This window comes from Rhizobium mayense (assembly GCF_030272705.1).
GTDB classification, from domain to species: Bacteria; Pseudomonadota; Alphaproteobacteria; order Rhizobiales; family Rhizobiaceae; genus Rhizobium; species Rhizobium mayense.
The window spans coordinates 21,417-44,477 of record NZ_JARFYM010000032.1; the positions used below are offsets into that span (position 1 = coordinate 21,417).

Below are 23,061 nucleotides of genomic sequence, written 5' to 3' on the forward strand. Positions count from 1 at the left end.
CACTATTTGCCTGGCCAGGATATAAAGCTCGAACCCTTTCGCACACGATTGCCGTTGGTAGGATCTGCGGTTCTCATCGTTCGGGAGGTTTTTTACTCGATAGTGGGGCAAGGGCCGAAACTTTGATCAACAAGAAAATTGCGCCTTGCCGCGGTTCAGGGCATCCTGTGAGGGCTGAAAAGTGTGCCTATGGCAGTTGGAGGAATGCCGATGCGTTGCTTTACCGTACTTGGACCCTCGCAGACTGGAAAATCGACGGTCGTCGAAAAGCTCGGCTCGCTGGAGGGAACGCCGAGAAAATCCAGCTCTCCCTACGGACTGAATGTGACAGAATTCACCTTCGCAAACGAAGCGTGGTGTGCGCTTGATGCGCCTGGACCGAACGAAGCGTTGGCGCATGTCCAGCACGCTCTTCTTGCCAGCGACGCCTGCATTCTATGCGTTTCATCGGCTCCCGAGGAGGCCGTGCTCGCCGCGCCTTATCTGCGCATAATCGAGGCTTCGGAGACGCCTTGCATCCTTTTCGTCAATCGGATGGACGAACCGAGAGGGCGGCTAAGGGATGTGATCGCAGCGCTTCAAGACTATGCCAACCACACTCTTCTGCTTCGCCAGATCCCGATCCGCGAGGGAGATAGGATCGTGGGCAGTTGCGATCTGATTTCGGAACGGGCGTGGCGCTACCGGGAAGGCCAGACTTCCGCGTTGATCGCGATCCCGGAAAGCGCCGCCGAGCGCGAGCACGAAGCGCGAAACGAGCTCCTGGAACACCTGTCCGAATTCGATGACTGGCTTCTTGAGGAACTGATCGAAGACCGAGAGCCGCCCAGCGACGCGATCTATGCCATTTCATCACGAGTTCTCAGGGAAAACAGGATCATTCCAGTCCTGATCGGTTCCGCAAGCCATGGCAACGGCATGATGCGGCTGATGAAGGCGCTGCGCCACGAGGCGCCGCCGGTAGCGGCTCTTCGACAGCGTCTTGCACGCGCGAGCAATGTCGATGATGGCAAACTGGCCGCCGTGAGCTTCCATGCCTATCATCGCCAGAATATCGGCAAGACGGTGCTCGTGCGCGCACTTGGCGAAGGTTTGCGGCAGGGTGCATCATTGGGCGGCTCCAGCCTCGGCGCCGTGCAGAGCCTTGCAAACGGGCGATCCAATTCGGCGGTTGCGCCGGCGCCAGGGGACGTGTTTGCGGCCGTCAAGTCCGACCATCTGCCTGTCCCCTCGCTCTTGACGCTTGACGCGGTGGTCGCGCCGCCGGAGTGGACGGAGCCGCCGACGCCGATGCTTGAAAGGATCCTCGTGCCGGGGAGCGAGCGCGATGAAAACAAGCTCTCCGAAACGCTGGCAAAACTTTCCGAGACGGATCGCGGCCTAACGGTTCTGCAGGAGGAGAGCACCGGCGCCCAACTGGTCTGCGCCCAAGGGCCGGTGCATCTGCGTGATCTCTGCCGAACCCTGTCCGATGTCTTCCACATCGACGTAACCGATCGTACGCCCAGCCCGATCTACCGCGAGACAATCGCGAAACCATCCGAGGTTCATTACCGCCATCGCAAACAGACCGGTGGTGCCGGACAATTCGCCGATGTGAAGCTGAGTATCCGCCCCAATGAGCGCGGCCGGGGCTTCAGCTTCAGCGAAACCGTCAAGGGTGGCGTCGTTCCGCGCAACTACATCCCCGCCGTCGAAGCGGGCGCGCGCGAAGCGATGGAGAAAGGGCCGCTCGGCTTCCAGGTCATCGATGTCAGCGTAACGCTTTACGATGGCCAGCACCATGCCGTCGACAGTTCGGAACACGCCTTCCGGACCGCGTCGAGGATGGGAGTGCGACAGGCGCTTTCCGAAGGATCGGCTGTTTTGATGCAGCCGGTCTTCCGCAGCGAGATTCACATTCCATCGGTCTATTCCGGCAACCTCGTCCAGATCGTCTCCGCCCTCAAGGGCCAGGTTCTCGGCTTCGACCGCGATGAAAGCGCCAAGGGATGGGATATCTTCCGGGCGCTCGTTCCGGGCAGTGCACTCGACGATCTGGCGCGGACGCTGCGCTCGGCGACGCAAGGCATTGGCTATTTCTCCAAGACCTTCGACCATTTCGAGGAACTATATGGCAAGGAAGCGGACGCTATCGTGCGGGCGCACGAGACACAACGCGTCGAACACTGAAACCTTTGCGGCTGGACGCACGCAACATTTCAGCAGGACTCTCGGGTTCCTACCCCGGGCGACCGTTATGTCAGCTTAAGGGAAGCCCGCGCTGTAGGGCGACGTGCTCAAGGACCTGCTTGACCTGGAGTGCATCTGTGGGTGGCTGGCTGATCACACCCGTTGCCGCTGCCTTGAGCGTCTTATTAAGGTGATCGATCGCGATGATCAGCTCATCGTCACCGATAGCAGGATTGTCGACGATCGAATCCACGAGATGTGCAATCTGCCAATACATGTTTCATTCCCCTTCAGTCATTGAAGCAAATGAAAGGTACACGATTCTCCGGAATGGCAGTTTTGCACCGGCGTGCATGGTTGCCAGTTGATAAACGGCATCCCGCCAATGTTGGACAACCGCTTGATGCCTTTACGTCACGTGTGCCGCTTTAGGACATGCATGCTGTGGAAAACCGCCTCCCGCATATGGGCTGGAATTTGGAAGGCCACGGTTCGCGGCGGCGGCAAGCGGCTCATAGGCGGTTGGCCGAGCCTTCGCCCAGGATGCGCGAACGGCCAATTTGTCCTTGTCGACGTCAACGAAATATCGAGTGAGGCGCGGGCTGCGGCCTCAGTTGTGCAACAGCGGAAGCAATTGACTGCCCTGCCTCTTGATCTCGGAGAGGTACGGCGTGTCGGAGAGCACGAAGTGGGTGATGCCGAGGTCCTGGTATTTCCGCAGCGAACTGGCGACGTCGGCCGCTGAACCGACCAGCCACGTCGTGCCGGCGCCACCGCCGCCAAACTTCCCGGGCGCGGTATAGAGGTTGTCGTCGAGGACATCGCCGCGCGTGTGCAGATCGAGCAGTCGCTGCTGGCCGACCGCCACCGCCCGGCGGTGGTCGTTCCAGCCGTCGCCCTTGCTCGTGGCCATTTCCGCGACCTTCGCCTCGGCGTCGGCCCATGCCTGCTCAGTGGTGTCGCGGACCAGCGTGGTGATCCGCAGTCCGAATTCCAGTGGAGGAAGGTCGCGGTCCAGTTCCCTGCCTAAGGCTCTCAGCCGCTCGATCCGTTCGCGAACGCCGCCGAGAGGTTCACCCCAGAAGAGCTGGACATCGGCCTCGGTGGCGGACACACGCTCGGCTGCCTCCGAGGCTCCGCCGAAATAGAGCTTGGGGTGCCGGCGGTCGCCGCGAACCTGTATGCGCGGTTCTACGGTGGATTCGGTGACGCGGAAGTGCTCGCCCTCATAAGTGACGTTCTCTTCGGTCCACAGTCGGCGAACCAGCCGCATGAATTCCTTGGTGCGGGAGTAGCGGTGCGCCTGGTCGCCCTCGCTGTCGCCATAGGCGGCGAGGTTATCCTGGCCCGATACGATGTTCACGCGTACGCGCCCGCCGGTGAGGTGGTCCAACGTCGCCGCGGCGGCAGCAAAATTCGCCGGCCGCCAATAGCCCGGGCGGATCGCGATGAGCGGCTCGAAGGTTGTGGTTCGCGCTGCGAGCGCCGTCGCGACGGTGAAGGTGTCGGGCCGGCCCCAGCCGGTTCCGATGAGTGCACCCTTCCAGCCGTGCTCCTCCAGTGCCTTCGCGTGGTCGGTCAGCGTCGCGAGGCTATTGTGGTTGTCGACGGCGGAATCGCCGCGATGGCCGGCTTTGACGTCGTTGGGGATGTACCAGAGAAATTCGGAATTGTTGCTCATGATGTAATAGGCTCGATGTAGTCTACTAATATTATAGATTATAAAACCAATTCCGATCGCAAGGAAATTGCGGTCATGCCCGATAATGACCGACAAAATAGAATATTCTTCCAAATTTCATCGTGTTCCGATGACACCTGCCGTCAGCATGAAAAGCCAAACAAGCCGGCTGAGAGCGGCATATTCGTTTTCGTGCGCTGAGGTGCATTTTGTCTGACTCTTTTGCCAGGTCTCATTCGTCCTTCTTTCAGGATTGCGAAGGAGAACGTGATGAGCCTGAAAAACAAGCGCGTGGTGGTCACCGGTGGAACCCGTGGCCTCGGACTGGGACTGGTGGAAGCTCTCGTTGATGAGGGGGCTAAAGTCTGGGTGGTGGCGCGTGGCGCCGCCGATCTTGAAAAGGTGCGGACACGATTGGGGGTGGAGACGGTTTCGGCCGATATCACCGACGCGTCGTCCGCCAACAGCATCCTCCGGGATGTGCATCCGCAGGTGTTGGTTCTCAACGCCGGGGCGGTGCCGCGCATGGCGCGGTTCGATTGCACGAGTTGGGAAGAGTTCACCGCGACCTGGGACACGGACGTCAAGGGCGGCCTCTACTGGATGCAGGCCGCGCTGAACCTTCCGCTTGCTCCGGGCAGCCGCGTGCTGGTGAGTTCGAGCGGCGCGGCACAACAGGGATCGCCGATGTCTGGCGGCTACGGAGGCGCCAAGCGGATGCTGTGGCTGATGACCAAATACGCCAATGGCCTGTCCGAACAGAACGGCCTTGACATTCGCTTCCAGGCGATAGTGCCTAAGCAGATGGTCGCGGGGACAGGCGTCGGTGGGGCGGGTTCCAACGCCTACGCCCAGGCAATGGGAATAGAGCAGGAAGCCTTCCTCGCTCGGTATCCTGCCATGCCGCCGCGCCAATTCGGCAGTCACGTCGTTCGGGTTCTGACCGACGCGACGTATGATACAGCGCTTGCAATTGGCATAAGGGGTGACACGGGCGTCACCGTTTTGGAAGAACAGGCGGCATGAACCAAAAACAAACCGCGGGCCTCGATGAGGAAAGCTTTCTTGCCATGGTCAGCGAGCTCCGGCCCGAGCTTCATCGCTATTGCGCGCGCTTGACCGGCTCGGTCATCGATGGCGAGGATGTGCTGCAGGAGGCGATCGTAAAGGCCTATCAGACCCTTGGGACCTTGAAGGCAAAGGAAGCTTTGCGCGCGTGGTTGTTTCGTATCGTCCATAACCGCGCGCTCGACTTTCTGCGCAGTCGCGCTTTAAGGGCTACCGAACCGTTGGAGGCGGCCTCAGAGATGCCCGATAACGATGCGCCCGATCCTTTGGAGACGCTGATGCGTCAGGAAGCGATTACAACGGCCGTATCGCGGTTCGTCGAACTTCCGACGATCCAGCGGAGCGTCGTCGTCTTGAAGGATGTTCTCGACCAATCGCTCGACGACATCGCAGGTCTGCTCGAGATTAGCGTTGATGCGGTGAAGGGCCACCTCGCTAGAGGGCGGACCCGGCTGAGGGAGATCAACGCACGGGCGCCGAAACGTTCGGCCAACCGAGCGCACTCGCCGGAAAACCAGCGCTATGTCGAGCTATTTAACCGGCGTGACTGGGAGAGCCTTCGGGCGCTCCTGGCCGACGACGTCAAACTACATCAGGCCACGCATGCGGTCCGCTCCGGGGCTGATGTAGGCATGTTCTTCACGATCTATGCGCGGAATTCAGCAATTCACCTTGCCGTTGCATGGCTCGAGGGACAAGAGGTGATCGCCGTGTTCGAAAATGGTCCGGCGCCAAGGCCGCACCACTTAATGCGGATTGAATGGCGGGACGGGCAGATCGCCTTCATTCGTGACTATCGTTACGTCCCCTACATTCTGGAAAGTGCGGAACTGGTTCTCGATGGTTGATTATTCCTCATCGTGCTGGTCTGTCGCGTTCAGCGCCTTCACGGCGACGGCCGCGACGAGCCCAGTCAGCACGATGCCCGCAAAACCGATCACTAGTGCCAGCACGCGCGCCGAGACATGTTTGGGCGAAAAATCGCCATAGCCAATGGTAAGCCCGGTCACGAAGGTGAAGTAGAGGGCCTCGTCGAGCCGCCAATCCTCTATGCGCCAAATGACAAGCCCGCATGCAACCATTACCGAGATCACCCCAGACAGGATTGGCCAGACCACACGAAGTTGCTGGAGGAGCGAGACGAAGAATAGGCGCCTCATCCGCTTCGAGTGTCCCCTATTGCGTTTTGGTGCTGACACGACTTTTGACCTCTCTGCGGTTCAGTGTCGGAGAGCCGTGAAGGGAGGGGCCTTTTGCGGCGGCCAACAGGCGCCAATGTATCCCGCCCATCCTCCACTTGCTGCAGGCAATGGCCTTGCTAGAGCGCGCGAAACTCTATCGCAGGTCGAGTTCACTTCACCGCCGGTGGCAAGATATACAGCGTCATGGCAAAGATCGCATACACCATTAACACCAATACGCCGATGAACCATGCCGACCGTCCGCTGTTGGTGACGAACATCGCGGTAATGGTCGCAAAGAGCACCATCACCACGGCACCCGGCCAGAACTGCAGGTCCATCGGTGAGGGGCCGATCAGATAACTCACCAGCACCAAAACGGGTGCGACGAACAACGCGATCTGGGAAGCGCTCCCCAATGCGATACCGACGCTGAGGTCGAGCCGGTTCTTGCGCGCGCCGGAAAATGCCGAAGCCATTTCCGCGGCGGCGCCAACCAGTGCGACGACGATGAAACCGACAAAGGCGGCCGTCATTCCGAAAGCTTCGGCTGCCTTTTGCACGGATTCGACGAAGATCTCACTCACCAGCGCCACGAGTACGGTGACACCGGCAAGTGTGGCCAGTGCCAAACCGATCGGCCACGGCGCTTCATTTTCTTGATCATGCTCCGCTCCGGCGAAGACCTCACGGTGTGTCCCGAGCGTGAACAACAGCCCCAGTCCGTATCCGATGATGAGCAGAACGGCCAGGCCGAGGCTCAGTTTTTGGGTGGCTGCAGCAGCCGATGTCGAGTCCATTTCGGCAATCGCCGAAGGCATCAGCAGCGCAACCGTGGCCAGAAAAAGCAGGCCCGATTGAAGTCGCGCGTTAGCGCGGTTGAACTCCTGCAGGTGGTATTTGAGCCCGCCAAGCAGAAACGAGGCGCCCAGCATGAATAGCGTGTTGGTTACGATCGCGCCGGCGATGGATGCCTTTACCAACGTATATTGCCCGGCGCCTAGGGCAGCCAATGCGATGACCAGTTCGGTGAGATTTCCCAGGGTGGCGTTGAGCAGCCCGCCGGCGGCGTCGCCCGTCTTCGCGGCAACGGATTCGGTCGCGTGACTTAGCAAGCCGGCCAGTGGCACAATGGCAAGTACCGACAGGACAAATAGCGCGGTATGGGCTTCGGGGGCGAGTGCCGCGGCAACGAAAACCACCGGCACGGCGACCAACAACCAGAGCATAGGGTTGTGGCGAATCTCTTTCAAAAGGGGGCCCAATTGTCTACTCCCGTTCGGACGCCAAAATGGCTCGGTCTTCGCCGATGCCAATAACCCACGCCTTACCGATAGGCAGACGTCGGGCAATCTATTCGTCGTACTGCTCGCGGTGTGGCGAGGGCATCATCATGGATATGTCGAGAGCAATCAGGTCCGCCGATGGATAGCCGAAACTTACGTGGCCGCCGGATTGATGCTCTGGATTATACCAGCGTTCGCGACGGGATTGCAAACTGCATCGTGTGCAATCTTGTTCAGCCGTTCGGGGTAGCTCGGCGTTCGAAGCGGCAGCACCGTCGGATGTTTTTTATCCGCTTCCTGTCGATGAGAAGTGCACGGCTAAATTGAATCTACGTGATCACCATGTAGGGATTTCGCGATGTTCAAAGTCTTGCTCGCTACCGCACTACTGGTGAACGTTGTCGTCCTGCGCAGACACGGTAAGAGGGATGGCGAAGGACGCAAAGGAGACCGGCCGGGCGATGGGTTCAAGCGCCCACAGGGTCCTGAAGGCTTCGTCGAATTGACGGGATCGGGCGTGCTGACGTCCACCACCGGGTGAGTGGACCATAGAGACCTACGTCACAGTCAGGCCGCGGTGTTTGCGCGAGCCTGGCTCGCTCGTGGATGGACAATGCAATCGGCCAATTCGTCCAACTCGTTTTGTTCCTCCGCGTGACGCTGACCCCAACGGCAAAGTGCCAGGAGCACCGGCTCCAGTGCAAGCCCGAGCTCCGTTGCCGTATATTCCACGCGGGCAGGGACCTCGGCGAAGACCCGGCGCCCGACGAGCCCATGCTCCTCCATTTCCCGCAATTGCTGGATCAGAACCTTCTGCGTGATGTCGGGCATCATGCGCTTCAGCTCCGAAAGGCGTTTCGGGCCGTCAAAGACATAGTAGAGAATGACCGGTTTCCAGCGGCCGGCGATGACTTTCAATGCGCGTTCGACCGGCAGTTTCGGCAGTCTCTTCGTCGGATCCGCCATGGTCACCTCCTGGTGGGTATGGAACGAAAGAGTGTGTATTTTGGCGTGAATTCTATAGCTAAACCGTGCCTCACAGCATTTCAACGTGAGGTCTGCCATGAGAGCCGTTCAATTCAGCCGCTTCGGTCCGCCGGATGTCCTGCAAGTCGCCGAGATCCCCTTGCCGGAGTTGGCGCCGGGTGAGGTGCTGGTGCGGGTCCACGCGGCCGGCATTAACTATTTCGAAGTGCTGATGCGGGCCGACCGCTACGCCGTGACGCCGGAACTGCCGATGATCCCGGGCGTCGAAGTGGCTGGCATCGTCGAGCGGATTGGGGTCGGGGGCGATCCGGCGTTGCTTGGCGCTCGCGTCGGTGTTCCGCTATTTGCCCTTGGACGCGCCGGAGGTTATGCGGAGTTCGTCGCGGTCGACGGCGCTTCCTTGATCAGCCTGCCCGATTGCATCCGCTTTGACGATGCCGTCGCATTAATGGTTCAGGGCTTGACGGCGCTGCACATGACGCGGCGCAATCCTGCGAAAGGCAAGCGGGTTCTTGTAACAGCCGCCGCGGGAGGCGTCGGTTCGCTGCTCGTGCAGTTGGCGAAGCGTGAAGGCGCCCGCCAGGTGATCGCCGCGGCCAGCACGAGGGAGAAACGGGAATTCGCACTTTCGCTGGGCGCCGATCTGGCGATCGACTACGGCGAAGCGGATTGGGCCGATGCCGTCAGGGCGCAAACCGATGGGTTCGGCGTCGATCTCCTGTACGACACCGTCGGCGGCGCGGTGACGAAGGCGGCTTTGCGAGCGCTCGCCCTGGCTGGCGGATTGGTCTTCGCCGCCCTCGGTCGTTTCGATCTCGGCAAGAGCGACATGGATCAATTGTTTCAGCGGAACCAGTCGCTAACAGGGTTTTCTCTATTGCCCCTGCTTTCACCGGAAAACGTCAGGGCCGACCTTGCAAAGCTTTATGAACTCGCTGCCAGCGGTCAAATCAGCGTCTCGCAAGGCGGACAATTTCCGTTTCACGAGGCCTGGCGTGCGCACCAGGCGTTCGAAGATCGCGCCGTTGGCGGAAAGGTCGTGTTGGTGCCCCGAGGAACCGGTTGCCGCATGAGGACCGCTCGATTCCCGGCAAGGCTATTGGCCGTCACGATACCAGCGTAGCGACAGGCAAGAGAGACCTGCATCGATCCTGCCGATTTCCGCGGTCTTCATCGGGACGATCCTGTAACCGAGCTTATCGAGAATTTCGAGCGTACGCGGGTAATCGGAAGGCACCATGAGGACGTCATTGACACGCAGCGCATTCGCAGCCGGCTCTTCGCCTTCCGGAATAATGATCTGCTTGAAGTTCTTAAAGACGCCGGAGCGTGCAAGACGGGCCGTCGCGAGCACCGTTTCTTCGTCCAGCAACGAGCAGTCCGTTTTAAAATGAAGCACGCCTTCCGGCGTCATAACTAATTCGGCTTTGCGGCCGAGCTTGTCGATGCAACCGGCGAGAGCCTCGGCGCCCGCCTTGTCGGTTCGTGCCGAAAGGCCGATCATGACGCTCTTCGGCGTTGTCAGAACATCGCCGCCGTCCACGTATCCATGACCTGGGAGATCGAGGACGGTGTCGAACATGTCGCGCAAGGCGGGTGCGATTGCCGTTGCTTCGCCAGTGCGGCTTGCCGCACCCGGCCGAAGCAGGATCGCACCTTCGGTGAACACGAGTGCGGGATCCTCGACGAAGATAGAATCCGGGAAGGCCTCGAGCGTGGGCAGGATGGTCACCTCAACGCTGGCTTCGCGCATCGCGGCGATGTAACCATCATGCTCCGCTTTCACGCCCTCATAAGTCGGGCTGGCATGGTCGCCGGCACGCAGGCCGTCGACAACCGACCGCGATGGCTCGCGAACGATCGCGGAGTTGAAATGATAAACTGATTTGGGTGAAGCCATTTCCAACTACCTTTTTTGCCGTTCAGCGCTTTTATCGTGATTGTCCGTGGTTGTCGAAATGCGCGTCACGAGCAAACTGATATAACTCGCTGTTGAACCTACCAGGATTCTCCAGAAACGGTGCATGCCCGGCCGCGGCATACCACGATGCTGTCGCCCTTGGGCAGGATGCCAGAAGGTGCCGCCCCATGGCCGGCAGGATTACCGTGTCCTCTTCGCCTTGCGTCATAAGGACAGGAAGTGCAAGTGCGGTTAGCACATCGTCGGAATCGATCTCGCGGGCGAGCAGAGCAGCCCGAATCTTCGCCGGCACGGTCATGTTCCAGCAAATTGCCGTCTCGAGCAGCTCGGAAGGCAATTGCGAATAGGTGCAGCCGCGTACGAAATTGCGGATTGCTTCGATGTTGGTGGGCAAGTCGTCGCTCGTGGCGCCAATGACATGGTCGAGAAAGCCCGGGCCTATCAGGGTGCCGAGCGCCGCCTTGTTCATGGTGGTCGCCGCGCCCACGAAATTGATGCCTGAAATACGGCCAGGTCCATGGGCGCGAAGATAGTCGCAGATGATGTAGCCGGCATAGGACCAGCCCACGAGAACCGGACTTGCAAGGTTGAGCTGATCTATGACGGCGGCGATATCGTCTGCCCAGAGCTGCGGATCGGTATAATGCGCCGCTTCAAGCGGGGCGTCCGACATGCCGTGACCGCGCAGGTCCATGGCTACCAGGCGAAAATCCTCGGCAAGCGCGCTTTCGTATTGGCTTTTCCAACATAGGTGGTTCTGTGACCATCCGTGGATGAAAAAGATCGTCGGCGCGTCTTCTTTGCCCCACTCGCGAACATGCAGGCGCAATCCTGCGCCGCCGGTTACAGTATGAATCCTCATCGTCGTGCCTCCCTGTGAGCGTCGAATTCAGCAGTAAGCATCCTATTTTGCACGCGTGAGAAAGAGTGTGGGAGCGAGCGTTGAAAATGCCGACCCAATCGTTGAAAGAGTGCAGCTAACAGGTCAAGGCACCCTAACCTGCACCTCCGCCGTTTCGGCGACGAATCGCCTCACTTCGCGAACAAACTGCCGGAAAGCGGGCTCTTCGGCGAGGAGAATGTGATTGGCGCTGTCGAGATCGACAAATCGAGCCCCAGGGATTCCGGCTGCAAACTCCCTTCCGGACTGAAAGGGTACGACAGCATCTTGCCTGGCATGCAAGACGAGCGTCGGAACCGTCACTTGCGACAGGACGTCCGAAACGTCGATCTCCCCGAATGCTTCGTGCAGGCGACCGGCGTTGCCAGGCGACACCGAAATGCGCTGCAATTCGTCAAACCAATCCATCTGAACCTGGCTCGCCCCCGGAATGAACATTGCCGTGAACAGATGCCGAAACACCGGATTGTTCTGGCCCCAGCCTTCCCGGATCAGCGCGGTCATCGCCTCATGCGTGGCGACTTCATGGCTGTCGCTTCGCTTGCGCCACCCCTTTACAAATCCGCCGTATAGGATGAGCCCTGAGAGCCGTTCAGGATGTCGGACGGCATAGGCGACCGAGACGGCGCAGCTTTGCGATACGCCGAGAAGTGTGAATCGGTCGAGGCCCGCCGCATCGACCACGCTCTCCAGGTCCGCGATCATCGCCGAAAACGAGAGATCTTCGGCGACCCAGTCCGAGAGACCGTTGCAACGTTCGTCGTAACGTACGAGCATCGTTTTTTCCGAAAGGGCGTCGATCCAATGCCTCCACACCGGGCTTTCCCAATCATGCTGGAGGTGCGACATCCAATGTGCTGCGCGCACAACCGGCGACCCGTGTCCACACGCCGCGTAGGCAATCGTCACCTGGTCGGCGGTCTTGCAGAAGCGAATATCCTGCGATCTCTTGCCCGACATCGCAGATGGCAATGGGGCGTCTGTTTCAGAGGTGTGGGAGTTGGATCCTGATCCCGGCGCTGAAAGTCCAAGCGACGCGTATGCAGTATCGCGACGAAACTGCACCGGCCCGGCCGCGGAGGTTGAAGGCTCCTTCCGCTGCTCGGGCGGGTCGGCGTCGGCTATCTCTTCGATAAGCCTGTCGAGCACCATGGAATGTACATGCATTCGCTCGGGACTGTCGCGAAGGCGTCGGATGAGGGCGCGTAGGATCGCCGCGTGCAGCCGAAGTGCTCTGTCTCGGTGATATAGGCGCCACGCTTCGAAGTTCGGGCAGTGCGGCAGGCATAGGCCTTCGAGAAATTCACCGCGAAATGTCGTCGCCAGCGACTCTAATGTCTCCGTATCCAGGACGTCGAGGTCAGCGGGTGGAAGGGAAACCATGCCCTTGAAGTCTACGCTGATTGTCTGGGGGCTGAGATGAACGGAATTGTGGTCCGCATGCAGACGCTCATGACCTTCCGCATTTACGATTGGCCTGAGTTTGTGAAGGCTCCACCTCAAGGAAGCCCGAGGGTCGTCCGGAACTTCCCAGAACATCTTGCAAAGGTGGTCGCGACGCTGGGGTCTTCCGATGACGGCCAGATAACCGAGAAGGGCGCGGGTCTTCTTCGACTGCGGCAGAGGCACAAGCCGTCCCTGCTGCCTGACATTGAGTTCGCCCAAGACCTCGATCGTTAGCTGGTCGACCATGATACACCGACTTGACGGTAGTCTTCGGTCAACAGCTTAGAACAATGCGGTTCAAAGTGAAATCAGCCCGGTTGCCGCCAGATGATCAACGGCAGGGCCCTAACGCTCTTATCGCCGTAGAACGATCATCTTTTCCTCAGACATATCCTTCATGGTCCAGGGAATGCCGCCCACGCCATAGCCAGACTCCTTGCGGCCGGCGAATGGCATCCAGTCTGTCCTGAACGCCGTATGGTCGTTGATCATGACGGCGGAGGCTTCCAATCTTTGCGCAGCCGTCAGGGCGGGTCCGATATCCTGCGCAAAAACGCTTGCCTGGAAGGACCATCGGACTCCGTTCGCTGCTTCGATGGCGGAACCGAAGTCCTCGTAGGCGTAGACACAGACCACGGGCCCGAACACCTCGAGCTGCGAGACCTTCGCCTCGGGCGGCGGATTCAGCAAGATGGACGGCTTCAGCGTCGTTTCCGAGAGATGTCCGCCGCCGATCACGCGGGCCCCGGCAGTGGTCGCCTCGTCGATCCATTCGGTGACCCTGCTCGCTTCGCGCGGATGGATGAGCGGTCCGACCTCGGTATGGGGAAGTAGCGGATCGCCAACCCGAAGTGCGCCCACACGCGCCGAGAGGAGCTCGACAAATTCATCGAAACGCGCACGGTCGACGAAAATGCGTTGGGTGGAAACGCATACCTGGCCGGCGTGATAATAGGCGCCCTTCGTGATCGGCTCGATAATCGTCCCGATATCGGCGCTGCCATGGATCAACACCGGAGCTGCGCCTCCGTGTTCCAGCGCACATCGCGTGCCGGGGGGAAGCTTGCTCCTGAGATACCATCCGACTTTCGCCGATCCGATAAAGCTGAGGAATCTCACGCGCGGATCGGTCGCGAGTTTCTCCGCCAGCAGGTTGTCGTCGGTGATGAGCGTCTGACACCAGCGTTCTTCCAGTCCGGCTTCGCGGAACAGCGCCACGAGAGCGAGGCAGCTCAGGGGTGTCGCAGCCGCCGGTTTTATGATGACGGGGCATCCGACCGCTATGGCAGGTGCAATTTGGTGGACGATCAGGTTCACGGGATGGTTGAATGCGGAAATCGCGGCCACGACGCCGATGGGCTCCTTCGTCGTAAAAGCCCATCTGCCTTCGCTTGCCGGCGTCAGCCCCATCGGGATTTCTTTGCCGGCGAAGTTCCTTAGCTCGTCGGCGGCGTTGCGAAGGCCGTCGGCAGCTCTCGCGACTTCGACCGCGGCATCCGGATAGGGTTTACCTCCTTCCAGCGCGATCTGCTTCGCGAAGGTTTCTGCCCGCGCGTTTAGAAGGTCGGCAACCTTCCGGAGGATGGCGACACGCTCATATGTCTTGAGCCAGCCGTCCCGGTCTTTGAACGCTGCAGCCGCTATCGCAATCTTGGTCGCGAGCGCCGGCGCATCGTCCATAGGTATTTCACGCACGGGCGAACGGTCGAAGGCTTGAAATACGGTCAAAGTGCTCATGCTGTCTGCTCCGGCAAAACGGGAAGTCTCTTGCTTAGTTCGTCAACGAGGACGCGCTTATTCTCGGAATAATCGACTGGGACCACGACGAGATGAACCCCGCCTTCTAGGAACGCCTGCTCCAGTGTGGGAACGAAGTGATCGATGCGTTCCACGCGATGGCCCTTGGCCCCATAGGCTTCGGCATAGGTCACGAAGTCGGGGTTTCCGAAAGTCATGCCGTAATCCGGGAATTCGTCGACCGCCTGCTTCCAGCGGATCATCCCATATGCACTGTCTTCCAGCACCAGAATGACAAGGTTGAGCTTGAGGCGAACCGCCGTTTCGAGTTCCTGGCTGTTCATCATGAAGCCTCCATCCCCGCAGACCGCCAGCACCCTGCGATGCGGATAGAGCAGAGCGGCCGTCATGGCAGATGGAAGGCCCGCACCCATGGTGGCGAGCGCATTGTCCAGTAGCAGCGTATTCGCAACTTGCGTCCTGTAGTTCCGGGCAAACCAGATTTTATACATGCCGTTGTCGAGTGCCACGATGCCATCGGGCGGTATGACGGTGCGAACGTCATGGACGATCCGCTGCGGTGTGAAACGATCTTCCTCCGCGCGTGCGGCGACTCTTGCCAGGATTCCTGAGCGCAGCGGCAGAAGGGCTTTCGCGTCTGGAAGCTGCCCTTCAAGCCTGTCGGCGAGCAGCTTCAGCGAGGGACCGATATCGCCGATAACCTCCGTTTGCGGGAAATAGACCTGCTCAACCGTTGCCGGCTGATATCCGACGTGGACCACCTGAGGACCGGTTTTTCCCATGATGAACGGCGGCTTCTCGATGGTATCGTGGCCGATCGTCACGATCAGATCCGCCCGCTCGATCGCTTCATGGACGTAATCGCGTTCGGAAAGCGCTGCCGTACCGATATAGAGTTCGGTGCCGCCGGATACCGTGCCCTTGCCCATTTGTGTGGTGAAATAGGGGATCCCGGTCCTGATGACGAAATTGGCCAGATCCGATGTTGAACGCGGCCGGGAGGCGGCAGCGCCGAGCATGATGAGCGGCCGTTTCGCATGCCGGATCAACTCGGCCGCCCGATCCAGTGCGTCCGCATTCGCGACGGGCAGCTCTACAGGATGAGGCGGCACCATCGGGACCGGTGCGCTTTCCTCGGTGGCGATATCCTCCGGCAGCTCCAAATGGACAGGTCCCGGCCGTTCCTCCTGCGCAATCCTGAACGCCTCGCGCACCAGCGTCGGTATGATCGACGGCGAAACGATCTGGCGGGAAAGCTTGGTCAGCGGTCTCATGCTGGCTACGACATCGACGACCTGGAAGCGCGCCTGGCGCGAAGACAGAACGCCCTTTTGCCCGGTGATCATAATCATCGGCATGGCGCCCAAGAGAGCGTAGGCAGCACCTGTCGAGAGATTGAGCGCGCCGGGGCCGAGGGTGGAAATGCACACGCCGGGCTTTCCTGTCAGTCGGCCGTAGGTCGCGGCCATGAAAGCGGCAGCCTGTTCGTGTCTGGTCAGCACAAGCTCGATCGAGGATGTCCGGATCGCCTCCACGACGTCGAGGTTCTCTTCTCCGGGAATGCCGAATATGCGTTCGACCCCTTCATTTTCCAACGCGGCGACAAGAAGTTCCGATCCTTTGGGCATGCCGATCTCCGAATGGTTGGTCAGTCATCATCCATGCCCGCACCTGCCGGGCAAGGCCTTTGTTGGCGGCGCAACCGTTGGGCCGGAAAGCTGGTAGCCTCCGTCTCACGATACGGAGGGGAGCCCAACCAACCAAGCCGATGCGGCTGCATAAGCGACTACGCTATTGAAGCGAAAGGACACCGGCGACGCAATTTTTCGTCACCATGGCATTGGAGCGCCCGTCTTCAAGGTTGCCGCGGCTCTACTTGCCGGGAGAATAGCGCCGCTATCTCTTCCAGGGCAACCCAACAATGCCGTGAAACATCTGGAGGTGTAACGGCCGGAGGTGTAGCATCCGCAGGTGTAATAGTATTGAGAGTGCATTTCAGGTCGGGCTCTTTCATCGACCTCTCACACGGTTGTGGTAACAGCAGGAAGCAGGTTGTAGCTGCAGTTCGTTTCGTGGACGAACCGGGGACGAACCAGGTTGCAGCGCAAGGTTCAGATCGCGATCTCAACACGGAGGAATTTCCATGTCAGAACTCGTAGTGCTCGGCTTCGATGACGTAAACAAGGCCGATACGATCCTCAACAGACTGTCACAGCTTGAGAAGGAATACCTCATCGATCTCGAGGATGCCGTGGTCGTCGTACGCGACGGCGCAGGCAAGGTTCGCCTCAAGCAGAGCGTGAACCTAGCCGCTGCAGGCGCGACGCGTGGTGGTCTTTCCGGCGCGTTGTGGGGCGCGCTCGTGGGCTTGCTGTTTCTCAACCCGCTGGCCGGGATGGTGCTTGGCGGCGCCTTCGGAGCGGGGTCCGGGGCGCTCGCTGGGTCGATCACCGACTACGGCATCAATGACGATCTGATCAAGAAGCTGGCTGAAACGATTCCGGCCAACAGCTCCGCGCTTTTCCTGCTGGTACGCAAGGTCCAGCCGGAAAAGGTGCTTGAGGAGTTCAAGGGCGAGCATGCACGCATCTTGCGCTCGTCGCTATCGCCAGAGCAGGAGCGAAGGCTTCAGGACGCACTCGCCACGGGCACGGTTCAAGCATCGCCGGCCAGCTGACGGGGCAGACAATCTTTGCACACACCTCAGTCGGGCGCGGCCGAAACCCAGCCGCGCCCGACTAGTTTTCCATGCGGATCAGATCAGATCGAAGCGATCTGCGTTCATCACCTTCGTCCAAGCTGCCACGAAGTCATGCACGAACTTCTCTTGCGCGTCGCTTTGGCCGTAAACTTCGGCAAGCGCCCGGAGCTGGGAGTTCGAACCGAAGACGAGATCGACGCGAGTGGCTGTCCACTTGACGTCATCGGTGTTGCGGTCGCGTCCCTCGAACACATATTTCGAGTCCGAAGAAGCCTTCCACACCGTCCCCATGTCGAGCAGGTTGACGAAGAAGTCATTGGTAAGCGTTTCCGGGCGCGTGGTGAAAACGCCGTGCTGGGACTGTCCGGCATTGGCGTTCAACACGCGCATGCCGCCGACCAGGACCGTCATTTCCGGCGCCGTCAGCGTCAGAAGCTGCGCCTTGTCGATCAGCAACTCCTCGGGCGAGATGGCATATTCGCCCTTCTGATAGTTACGGAACCCGTCGGCGATCGGTTCCAGAACGGCAAAGGATTCCAGATCGGTCTGTTCCTGCTTCGCGTCGGTGCGGCCCGGTGCGAACGGAACGGCGATGTCGTGGCCGGCGTTCTTCGCGGCCTTTTCGACCGCCGCCGAGCCGGCGAGGACGATCAGGTCCGCGAGCGACACCTTCTTGCCGCCGGACTGGGCGTCGTTGAACGCCTTCCGGATGCCTTCAAGCTTCTCGAGCACGGTCGCGAGCTGAGCCGGCTGGTTGACCGCCCAATCCTTCTGTGGAGCAAGACGGATGCGCCCGCCGTTCGCACCACCGCGCTTGTCGGAGCCGCGGAAGGTTGCTGCCGAGGCCCAGGCGGTCGAGACCAGCGCCGAGACCGGCAGTCCCGATGCGAGGATCTTGTCCTTGAGATCGGCGATGTCATGCGCGTCGATCAGCGGGTGATCAACGGCGGGGAGGGGATCCTGCCAGATCAGTTCCTCTGCCGGAACCTCCGGGCCGAGATAGCGCACGCGCGGGCCCATGTCGCGGTGGGTCAGCTTGAACCAGGCGCGGGCAAAGGCATCGGCGAACTGATCCGGATTTTCCAAGAAGCGCCGCGAAATCTTTTCATAGGCCGGGTCGGCGCGCAGGGCGATGTCCGTGGTCAACATGGACGGCGCATGACGCTTCGACTTTTCGTGTGCATCTGGCACGGTACCGGCGCCGGCGCCATGTTTCGGTGTCCACTGATGCGCGCCGGCCGGGCTCTTCGTCAGTTCCCATTCGTAGCCGAACAGGTTCCAGAGGAAGTTGCTGCTCCACTTTGTCGGCGTCGTCGTCCAGGTGACTTCCAGGCCGCTGCCGATCGTGTCGCCGCCCTTACCGGTGCCAAAGCTGCTTTTCCAGCCCAGGCCCTGCTCTTCAATGCCAGCGGCCTCGGGTTCAGCGCCGACATGCGCTGCGTCGCCTGCCCCGTGGGTCTTGCCGAACGTATGTCCGCCCGCAATGAGAGCGACGGTCTCTTCGTCGTTCATGGCCATGCGCGCGAAGGTCTCGCGGATGTCCGTGGCGGCTGCCAACGGATCAGGATTGCCGTTCGGGCCTTCCGGGTTGACGTAGATCAGACCCATCTGCACGGCGGCGAGGGGATTTTCGAGGTCTCGTTCACCAGAGTAACGCTTGTCGGCGAGCCAGGTGTCTTCGGCGCCCCAATAGACGTCTTCCTCCGGCTCCCACACATCCGGGCGGCCGCCGGCAAAGCCGAACGTTTTGAAGCCCATCGACTCCAGGGCGACATTGCCGGTGAGGATCATCAGGTCGGCCCAGGAGATTCTGTTGCCGTATTTCTGCTTGATCGGCCAGAGCAGCCGGCGCGCCTTGTCGAGGTTGACGTTATCCGGCCAGCTGTTGAGCGGGGCGAAACGCTGCTGACCTGCGCCTGCGCCGCCGCGGCCATCGCCGGTGCGGTAGGTGCCTGCGCTATGCCATGCCATGCGGATGAAAAGTGGACCGTAATGGCCGAAGTCGGCCGGCCACCACTCCTGCGAATCCGTCATCAACGCGCGAAGGTCCTGTTTAAGGGCATTCAGGTCGAGCTTCTTGAATTCCTCGGCATAATTGAACGCCTTGCCCATCGGACTGGACAGGGAGGAGTTCTGATGGAGGATCTTGAGGTTCAACTGGTTTGGCCACCAGTCCCGGTTCGATCTCCCGCCGTGGGCCGTATGTGTGTGCGCGACCGGACATTTGCCGGCAGTCTCGGCTTTCGTATCCATATTTCTCTCCCTCGTAGTTACTTGAATTGAGCCGTCCAGAGTAAAGTCATCTTGTATCCTCTGGAAAGCGACCCGGTTTCGTGGCCAGCGCGATGACGACATGCCAGATACATGGAATATCCTCGTTGTTTCGGGCCTTCTTCGCAGCTGGCTGTCCTGAAGCAGCCTGGGGTGCCGGCGTTCTGGATAGTCTGGGCGTCAATGAGCGGCACGTTGCCGGCGGTCATTGTATGGACCAAATGTGACAACACCTCATTTCCGTCGATGTATCATACCCAAGCTGCTTCATTAATTTAAGTTGGATTTACTGATTGCGGCGATAAGGTGGAGTTATGACGAACTTGACACTCAAGCAGCTTCGCTATTTCGAGGCTTTGGCACGGCACGGTCACTTCGGACGCGCGGCGGATGTCTGCGCGATCTCCCAGCCTGCTTTGTCGATGCAAATCAAGGAATTGGAAGAATCGCTGGGCACGGAGCTCTTCGAAAGAGGCATGCGCCAGGTGCGGCTAACCAGCTTCGGAGAAGCCTTTGCACTACGTGTCCGCGACATCCTGCGCTCGGTCGATGAACTCGGAGATCTGGCGCGCGCCTCGCAGGATCGGCTCGTGGGGCGGCTGCGAATAGGCGTCATCCCGACGATCGCACCCTATTTTCTGCCTCAGATCATCGCCAATCTTACCCGCATGCATGACGGGCTTGATATCCACATACGAGAGACGCTGACCTCCAGGCTGGTGCAGGAGCTGACAGACGGCCGGCTTGACGCGGCCATTGTTGCATTGCCGGTATCCGAACCCTCGCTGACCGAGGTTGCGCTGTTTTCGGAGAATTTCGTGCTGGTCCGGCCCAGCGAGGACGAGGGCAAGCCGGTACCCAATCGCGAAGCGCTCCGCGAAATGAGGCTGCTTCTGCTGGAAGAAGGACATTGTTTTCGCGATCAAGCTTTGTCTTTTTGCAATATGCGCTCGATGCTTCCGCGAGAACTGCTGGACGGCAGCTCTCTCTCTACCCTGGTTCAGATGGTCAGCGCCGGTATTGGCGTCACCTTGATTCCGGAAATGGCTGTATCGGTGGAAACGCGCTCGGCATCGGTGTCTGTTGCTCGCTTCAATACGCCCCAACCCTCGCGAACAATTGGGATGATCTGGCGCAGGACAAGCCCCTTGGCCAAACAGTTCCTTGAGATTTCCGAAATCGTTCGTCAGTCAGCCGATGCGATGCGCGAGCAACATGATCTGATACCTTCGTCGCTACAACTGAGCGGCTAAGAGAGGGCGGTCTTGAGGCCTGCATGGATCACCCCACGCGCTCCAGTATGATGCCGTAGTGATAGGGCGGTAGCTCCTCGACGCGAACCGTCCGAAATCCCGCAGGTTCGACCACCTTACTGACTGCGTCGTGCGACATGCGCATATCCGTCCTCGGCCCGCGCGGCTTATCGAGCACGATGGTCTGCTCCCGGGGCAGCGGATGCCAGTTGACGATCGCGAACAGGCCTCCGGGCCGCAGAACATGCCAGACCGCCCGCGCGAGGCCTGGCTGGTCGGGAACGCCATGGAACGTGTTGGCCATCAGCACATAGTCAACGCGTCCGTCAAGCAGCGATGCGATCTCACGGGCATCAGCGTTGATCCATCGGCGGACGGTCGCCCCGAGGCGCTCGACCTCGACCTTTGCCTGTTCGATCATTTCGAGATCAAGATCGAGGGCATAGATGCGGCCATCGACGAGCTTGGCGAGCGGCGCGGTGAAATAGCCATCGCCACAGCACAGGTCGAGGACGGTCATGTCAGGCCGAATGCCGAGCTGCTCCATTACCTCCGTCGGTCGGGGCCACAGTGCGGCCCACCAATCCCGGTCCGGCATAGAGGTCGAGGGGAACAGATCGTCCATCGTTCTTCTCCTTCTGCGGCGACCCCCATTTGGCGTCGGCGGCAGAACCTATATCGCACCGAACCGGCTCGATGCTAGGTTCGGCCCGTTGCCATCGCAACTCGTTCAAAGGATTGCTCGAAACCCCATCCTCAGGAGATCCGTACCCCAATGGACGCGCAGGCGTATGGCTACGCGGTGCGCGAACTCGATCGTTGTACGCCGGCTTTGGTCCAGTCACATTGGAAGATCAGCACAGGTTTCGAAAAACCCTTCAGGCGCCGCCGTGTCGCACGTGTGAAGAGGTCGGCGGCGCCGTATTCCCGAAAAATGCTCTCCGACACGAGGACCTGGTCGGTAGCGGCCGCGGCGCATAGACGCGCTGCAAGCTGAACGGTTGAGCCAAACAGATCGTTGCTGTCTTCGACTGGCTCGCCGCAATCCAATCCGATGCGTATATGAATGGGCTCGGGATTGCCTTGGTTGTAACGCTCGAATTCCTGCTGGATCGTTATGGCGCAATCGACGGCGGCGGTGATGGAGACAAATGTCGCCATTATGCCGTCGCCGGTGTGCTTCACCTCGTGGCCTGAAGCTTGCCCAAGGCATCTGCGCACAACGGCGTCATGTGCCCTGACCAGCTCGATCGCCATGCGGTCGCCGAGGCGCGATGTCATTTCCGTCGAGCCGACAATGTCGGTGAAAAGGATCGCCCTGTGGCCTGCATCCATTTCGGCGGAGGATTGCCCGGGCGGCGTCTCCGGGTCGTGTATTCGGCCGAGAAATGCCTCGACAGCCGACAACGAAACCTCGACAACTTCGGCGGCGACGAAGCCATGCGCCTCGCGGTGCACGCATAGGGCGGTTTCCATGTCGGGGGCGTCCATGAGGCAAAATGCAGTTCCGCGCCGCTGATCGAACCAGTATGTGAGGAATTTGACCCCGTACCGATCTTGAATGTCGAGGTCCTTGCGATGTGCTTCGGCAACGTCGGCTGCTGTGGTTCCCGAAAGATCATGCCGATCCATGAAGATAGCCATTATTCGCCCCCGCTGGAATCTTCCGCCTTTATATAAGGATATCCTAATTATAGAGCGTGGCCCAGCCCGTCCTTGGGATGGGTGCGAGCAAGTGTCCTGACGGGCATTGCCGACGGGCGGATTTTGCACGCTGATGCGACAGCATCGATAATCTTCAGCCATCATAGAGTTGCCCTCCGTCCGGGGTGAGACGGAGGGCACGGAGCATGGGCTCCATTGCGCGTTATATTGCTAGGGGGCACCTTAACGCATGAATACAATATCGTTTTGGAAGATGTTTTTATAGAGAAATATTTGGCTAGTCTTGATTAATTCATTAGGTGTGGGAAAGGTTACTGTAATTGATGGGGTTGTGCCAATTTTCTAGCATCAATTTGAGTATTTCACTGTCCACTAGCGCGCCATTTCTGGCGTCTGGGTCCCGCCTGGGTGCCGGGCTGAACGATTCCGTCGGAGTTATAACGTCAGATTCGGCGGAAATAGCTCGTTAGTTGCTGTTCGGATCGGCCTCTGGTTTCCGCGTCGGTCCATGCCGAGACCTACGGACGATGGTCCGGTCCGCGCCGGATTCCGAACCACCGCCACACGGTCGGTCCGTAGATCATCGCAGCGATAAAGCTCGCTAGCATCACAAGCGCGATGCCGAGCTGCACGACGTCGTAGCGCAACGTGCCTTCGGCAACGAACCAGCCCGCAATGACTCCTGCTATCGCGAAGGGCAGGCGGGCGAGAATGGGGAACCACATGGCGACCTCCATAGGCTAGAGAAGCAACAACCGCTTCGCGATCGG

Annotated in this window: 21 protein-coding genes; 7 read left to right on the forward strand and 14 right to left on the reverse strand. The window is 59.9% G+C overall.

The features are described 5' to 3' along the window. Positions 1-210 precede the first annotated feature (210 nt). A complete protein-coding gene (locus PY649_RS27535; RefSeq protein WP_285872057.1) occupies positions 211-2,172 on the forward strand; it encodes an elongation factor G in 1,962 nt (653 codons plus the stop codon). A gap of 70 nt (positions 2,173-2,242) precedes the next feature. Here the strand turns inward: PY649_RS27535 and PY649_RS27540 are convergent, their stop codons facing one another. After that, on the reverse strand, positions 2,243-2,449 hold the full coding sequence (locus PY649_RS27540) for a hypothetical protein (protein ID WP_285872058.1): 207 nt from the start codon (positions 2,447-2,449) through the stop codon (positions 2,243-2,245). A 333-nt stretch (positions 2,450-2,782) separates the two neighbouring features. Further along, positions 2,783-3,853, reverse strand: a complete 1,071-nt coding sequence (locus tag PY649_RS27545; RefSeq protein ID WP_285872060.1) for an LLM class flavin-dependent oxidoreductase — start codon at positions 3,851-3,853, stop codon at positions 2,783-2,785. Between the two features lie 270 nt (positions 3,854-4,123). On the opposite strand from PY649_RS27545, the gene PY649_RS27550 reads away from it, so the two are divergent. Together PY649_RS27550 and PY649_RS27555 are read left to right on the forward strand one after the other, a co-directional pair. Then, a complete protein-coding gene (locus tag PY649_RS27550) occupies positions 4,124-4,879 on the forward strand; it encodes an SDR family oxidoreductase (protein ID WP_285872062.1) in 756 nt (251 codons plus the stop codon). Beyond that, positions 4,876-5,769, forward strand: coding sequence for a sigma-70 family RNA polymerase sigma factor (locus tag PY649_RS27555; RefSeq protein ID WP_285872063.1), 894 nt, complete (start codon positions 4,876-4,878; stop codon positions 5,767-5,769). The genes PY649_RS27550 and PY649_RS27555 overlap by 4 nt, the downstream gene beginning before the upstream one ends. On the opposite strand, the gene PY649_RS27560 is transcribed toward PY649_RS27555, so the two are convergent. Together PY649_RS27560 and cax are read right to left on the reverse strand one after the other, a co-directional pair. Further along, complete coding sequence (locus PY649_RS27560) at positions 5,770-6,081, reverse strand: potassium channel family protein (protein WP_285872064.1); 312 nt, start codon at positions 6,079-6,081, stop codon at positions 5,770-5,772. 191 nt (positions 6,082-6,272) lie between these two features. Next, positions 6,273-7,367 carry a calcium/proton exchanger gene (gene cax / locus PY649_RS27565; protein WP_285872065.1) on the reverse strand — a complete coding sequence of 365 codons (1,095 nt, stop codon included), beginning with the start codon at positions 7,365-7,367 and terminating at the stop codon, positions 6,273-6,275. 379 nt (positions 7,368-7,746) lie between these two features. On the opposite strand from cax, the gene PY649_RS27570 reads away from it, so the two are divergent. Continuing rightward, complete coding sequence (locus PY649_RS27570) at positions 7,747-7,929, forward strand: hypothetical protein (protein ID WP_285872066.1); 183 nt, start codon at positions 7,747-7,749, stop codon at positions 7,927-7,929. 26 nt (positions 7,930-7,955) lie between these two features. Here PY649_RS27570 and PY649_RS27575 read toward each other — a convergent pair whose 3' ends face one another. Continuing rightward, complete coding sequence (locus tag PY649_RS27575) at positions 7,956-8,354, reverse strand: winged helix-turn-helix transcriptional regulator (RefSeq protein WP_285872067.1); 399 nt, start codon at positions 8,352-8,354, stop codon at positions 7,956-7,958. A gap of 97 nt (positions 8,355-8,451) precedes the next feature. Here PY649_RS27575 and PY649_RS27580 point away from each other — a divergent pair, with 97 nt between their 5' ends. After that, a complete protein-coding gene (locus PY649_RS27580; protein WP_285872068.1) occupies positions 8,452-9,498 on the forward strand; it encodes a quinone oxidoreductase family protein in 1,047 nt (348 codons plus the stop codon). Here PY649_RS27580 and PY649_RS27585 read toward each other — a convergent pair. The 5 genes from PY649_RS27585 to PY649_RS27605 form a co-directional block, all read right to left on the reverse strand. Next, positions 9,472-10,275: an arginine deiminase family protein gene (locus PY649_RS27585; RefSeq protein WP_285872069.1), complete on the reverse strand. Its 804-nt coding sequence runs from the start codon at positions 10,273-10,275 to the stop codon at positions 9,472-9,474. The two genes, PY649_RS27580 and PY649_RS27585, sit on opposite strands and share 27 nt — an antisense overlap. A 31-nt stretch (positions 10,276-10,306) precedes the next feature. Then, the gene (locus tag PY649_RS27590) at positions 10,307-11,158 is read right to left on the reverse strand and encodes an alpha/beta fold hydrolase (protein ID WP_285872070.1); all 852 of its coding nucleotides are present in this window, start codon (positions 11,156-11,158) and stop codon (positions 10,307-10,309) included. A 123-nt stretch (positions 11,159-11,281) separates the two neighbouring features. Next, positions 11,282-12,889 (reverse strand): bifunctional AfsR/SARP family transcriptional regulator/alpha/beta hydrolase, encoded by a 1,608-nt coding sequence (locus PY649_RS27595; protein ID WP_285872071.1) that lies wholly within the window; start codon positions 12,887-12,889, stop codon positions 11,282-11,284. Positions 12,890-12,997: 108 nt separating this feature from the next. Further along, positions 12,998-14,380: an aldehyde dehydrogenase family protein gene (locus tag PY649_RS27600; RefSeq protein WP_285872072.1), complete on the reverse strand. Its 1,383-nt coding sequence runs from the start codon at positions 14,378-14,380 to the stop codon at positions 12,998-13,000. Next, positions 14,377-16,029 (reverse strand): acetolactate synthase large subunit, encoded by a 1,653-nt coding sequence (locus PY649_RS27605; RefSeq protein ID WP_285872073.1) that lies wholly within the window; start codon positions 16,027-16,029, stop codon positions 14,377-14,379. The genes PY649_RS27600 and PY649_RS27605 overlap by 4 nt, the downstream gene beginning before the upstream one ends. Positions 16,030-16,544: 515 nt before the next feature. Between PY649_RS27605 and PY649_RS27610 the strand changes: the two genes are divergently transcribed. After that, positions 16,545-17,078, forward strand: a complete 534-nt coding sequence (locus tag PY649_RS27610) for a DUF1269 domain-containing protein (RefSeq protein WP_285872074.1) — start codon at positions 16,545-16,547, stop codon at positions 17,076-17,078. Between the two features lie 78 nt (positions 17,079-17,156). On the opposite strand, the gene katG is transcribed toward PY649_RS27610, so the two are convergent. After that, positions 17,157-19,355 carry a catalase/peroxidase HPI gene (katG, locus tag PY649_RS27615; protein ID WP_285872075.1) on the reverse strand — a complete coding sequence of 733 codons (2,199 nt, stop codon included), beginning with the start codon at positions 19,353-19,355 and terminating at the stop codon, positions 17,157-17,159. A 332-nt stretch (positions 19,356-19,687) separates the two neighbouring features. Here katG and PY649_RS27620 point away from each other — a divergent pair, with 332 nt between their 5' ends. Continuing rightward, positions 19,688-20,626 carry a hydrogen peroxide-inducible genes activator gene (locus PY649_RS27620; RefSeq protein ID WP_285872076.1) on the forward strand — a complete coding sequence of 313 codons (939 nt, stop codon included), beginning with the start codon at positions 19,688-19,690 and terminating at the stop codon, positions 20,624-20,626. Positions 20,627-20,654: 28 nt separating this feature from the next. Here PY649_RS27620 and PY649_RS27625 read toward each other — a convergent pair whose 3' ends face one another. The 3 genes from PY649_RS27625 to PY649_RS27635 all read right to left on the reverse strand — a co-directional run bounded on the left by PY649_RS27625 (position 20,655) and on the right by PY649_RS27635 (position 23,016). Next, complete coding sequence (locus PY649_RS27625; protein ID WP_285872077.1) at positions 20,655-21,251, reverse strand: class I SAM-dependent methyltransferase; 597 nt, start codon at positions 21,249-21,251, stop codon at positions 20,655-20,657. 170 nt (positions 21,252-21,421) lie between these two features. After that, positions 21,422-22,270: a nickel-binding protein gene (locus PY649_RS27630; RefSeq protein WP_285872078.1), complete on the reverse strand. Its 849-nt coding sequence runs from the start codon at positions 22,268-22,270 to the stop codon at positions 21,422-21,424. A 539-nt stretch (positions 22,271-22,809) separates the two neighbouring features. Then, positions 22,810-23,016 (reverse strand): hypothetical protein, encoded by a 207-nt coding sequence (locus PY649_RS27635; RefSeq protein WP_285872079.1) that lies wholly within the window; start codon positions 23,014-23,016, stop codon positions 22,810-22,812. Positions 23,017-23,061 lie beyond the last annotated feature (45 nt).

What these genes read in the sequence shown, in the direction of transcription:
- PY649_RS27535 (WP_285872057.1), top strand. Translation starts at nt 211, where the DNA reads ATGCGTTGCTTTACCGTACTTGGACCCTCGCAGACTGGAAAATCGACG.
- PY649_RS27540 (WP_285872058.1), bottom strand. Translation starts at nt 2,449, where the DNA reads ATGTATTGGCAGATTGCACATCTCGTGGATTCGATCGTCGACAATCCT.
- PY649_RS27545 (WP_285872060.1), bottom strand. Translation starts at nt 3,853, where the DNA reads ATGAGCAACAATTCCGAATTTCTCTGGTACATCCCCAACGACGTCAAA.
- PY649_RS27550 (WP_285872062.1), top strand. Translation starts at nt 4,124, where the DNA reads ATGAGCCTGAAAAACAAGCGCGTGGTGGTCACCGGTGGAACCCGTGGC.
- PY649_RS27555 (WP_285872063.1), top strand. Translation starts at nt 4,876, where the DNA reads ATGAACCAAAAACAAACCGCGGGCCTCGATGAGGAAAGCTTTCTTGCC.
- PY649_RS27560 (WP_285872064.1), bottom strand. Translation starts at nt 6,081, where the DNA reads ATGAGGCGCCTATTCTTCGTCTCGCTCCTCCAGCAACTTCGTGTGGTC.
- PY649_RS27570 (WP_285872066.1), top strand. Translation starts at nt 7,747, where the DNA reads ATGTTCAAAGTCTTGCTCGCTACCGCACTACTGGTGAACGTTGTCGTC.
- PY649_RS27575 (WP_285872067.1), bottom strand. Translation starts at nt 8,354, where the DNA reads ATGGCGGATCCGACGAAGAGACTGCCGAAACTGCCGGTCGAACGCGCA.
- PY649_RS27580 (WP_285872068.1), top strand. Translation starts at nt 8,452, where the DNA reads ATGAGAGCCGTTCAATTCAGCCGCTTCGGTCCGCCGGATGTCCTGCAA.
- PY649_RS27585 (WP_285872069.1), bottom strand. Translation starts at nt 10,275, where the DNA reads ATGGCTTCACCCAAATCAGTTTATCATTTCAACTCCGCGATCGTTCGC.
- PY649_RS27590 (WP_285872070.1), bottom strand. Translation starts at nt 11,158, where the DNA reads ATGAGGATTCATACTGTAACCGGCGGCGCAGGATTGCGCCTGCATGTT.
- PY649_RS27595 (WP_285872071.1), bottom strand. Translation starts at nt 12,889, where the DNA reads ATGGTCGACCAGCTAACGATCGAGGTCTTGGGCGAACTCAATGTCAGG.
- PY649_RS27600 (WP_285872072.1), bottom strand. Translation starts at nt 14,380, where the DNA reads ATGAGCACTTTGACCGTATTTCAAGCCTTCGACCGTTCGCCCGTGCGT.
- PY649_RS27605 (WP_285872073.1), bottom strand. Translation starts at nt 16,029, where the DNA reads ATGCCCAAAGGATCGGAACTTCTTGTCGCCGCGTTGGAAAATGAAGGG.
- PY649_RS27610 (WP_285872074.1), top strand. Translation starts at nt 16,545, where the DNA reads ATGTCAGAACTCGTAGTGCTCGGCTTCGATGACGTAAACAAGGCCGAT.
- katG (WP_285872075.1), bottom strand. Translation starts at nt 19,355, where the DNA reads ATGGATACGAAAGCCGAGACTGCCGGCAAATGTCCGGTCGCGCACACA.
- PY649_RS27620 (WP_285872076.1), top strand. Translation starts at nt 19,688, where the DNA reads ATGACGAACTTGACACTCAAGCAGCTTCGCTATTTCGAGGCTTTGGCA.
- PY649_RS27625 (WP_285872077.1), bottom strand. Translation starts at nt 21,251, where the DNA reads ATGGACGATCTGTTCCCCTCGACCTCTATGCCGGACCGGGATTGGTGG.
- PY649_RS27630 (WP_285872078.1), bottom strand. Translation starts at nt 22,270, where the DNA reads ATGGCTATCTTCATGGATCGGCATGATCTTTCGGGAACCACAGCAGCC.
- PY649_RS27635 (WP_285872079.1), bottom strand. Translation starts at nt 23,016, where the DNA reads ATGTGGTTCCCCATTCTCGCCCGCCTGCCCTTCGCGATAGCAGGAGTC.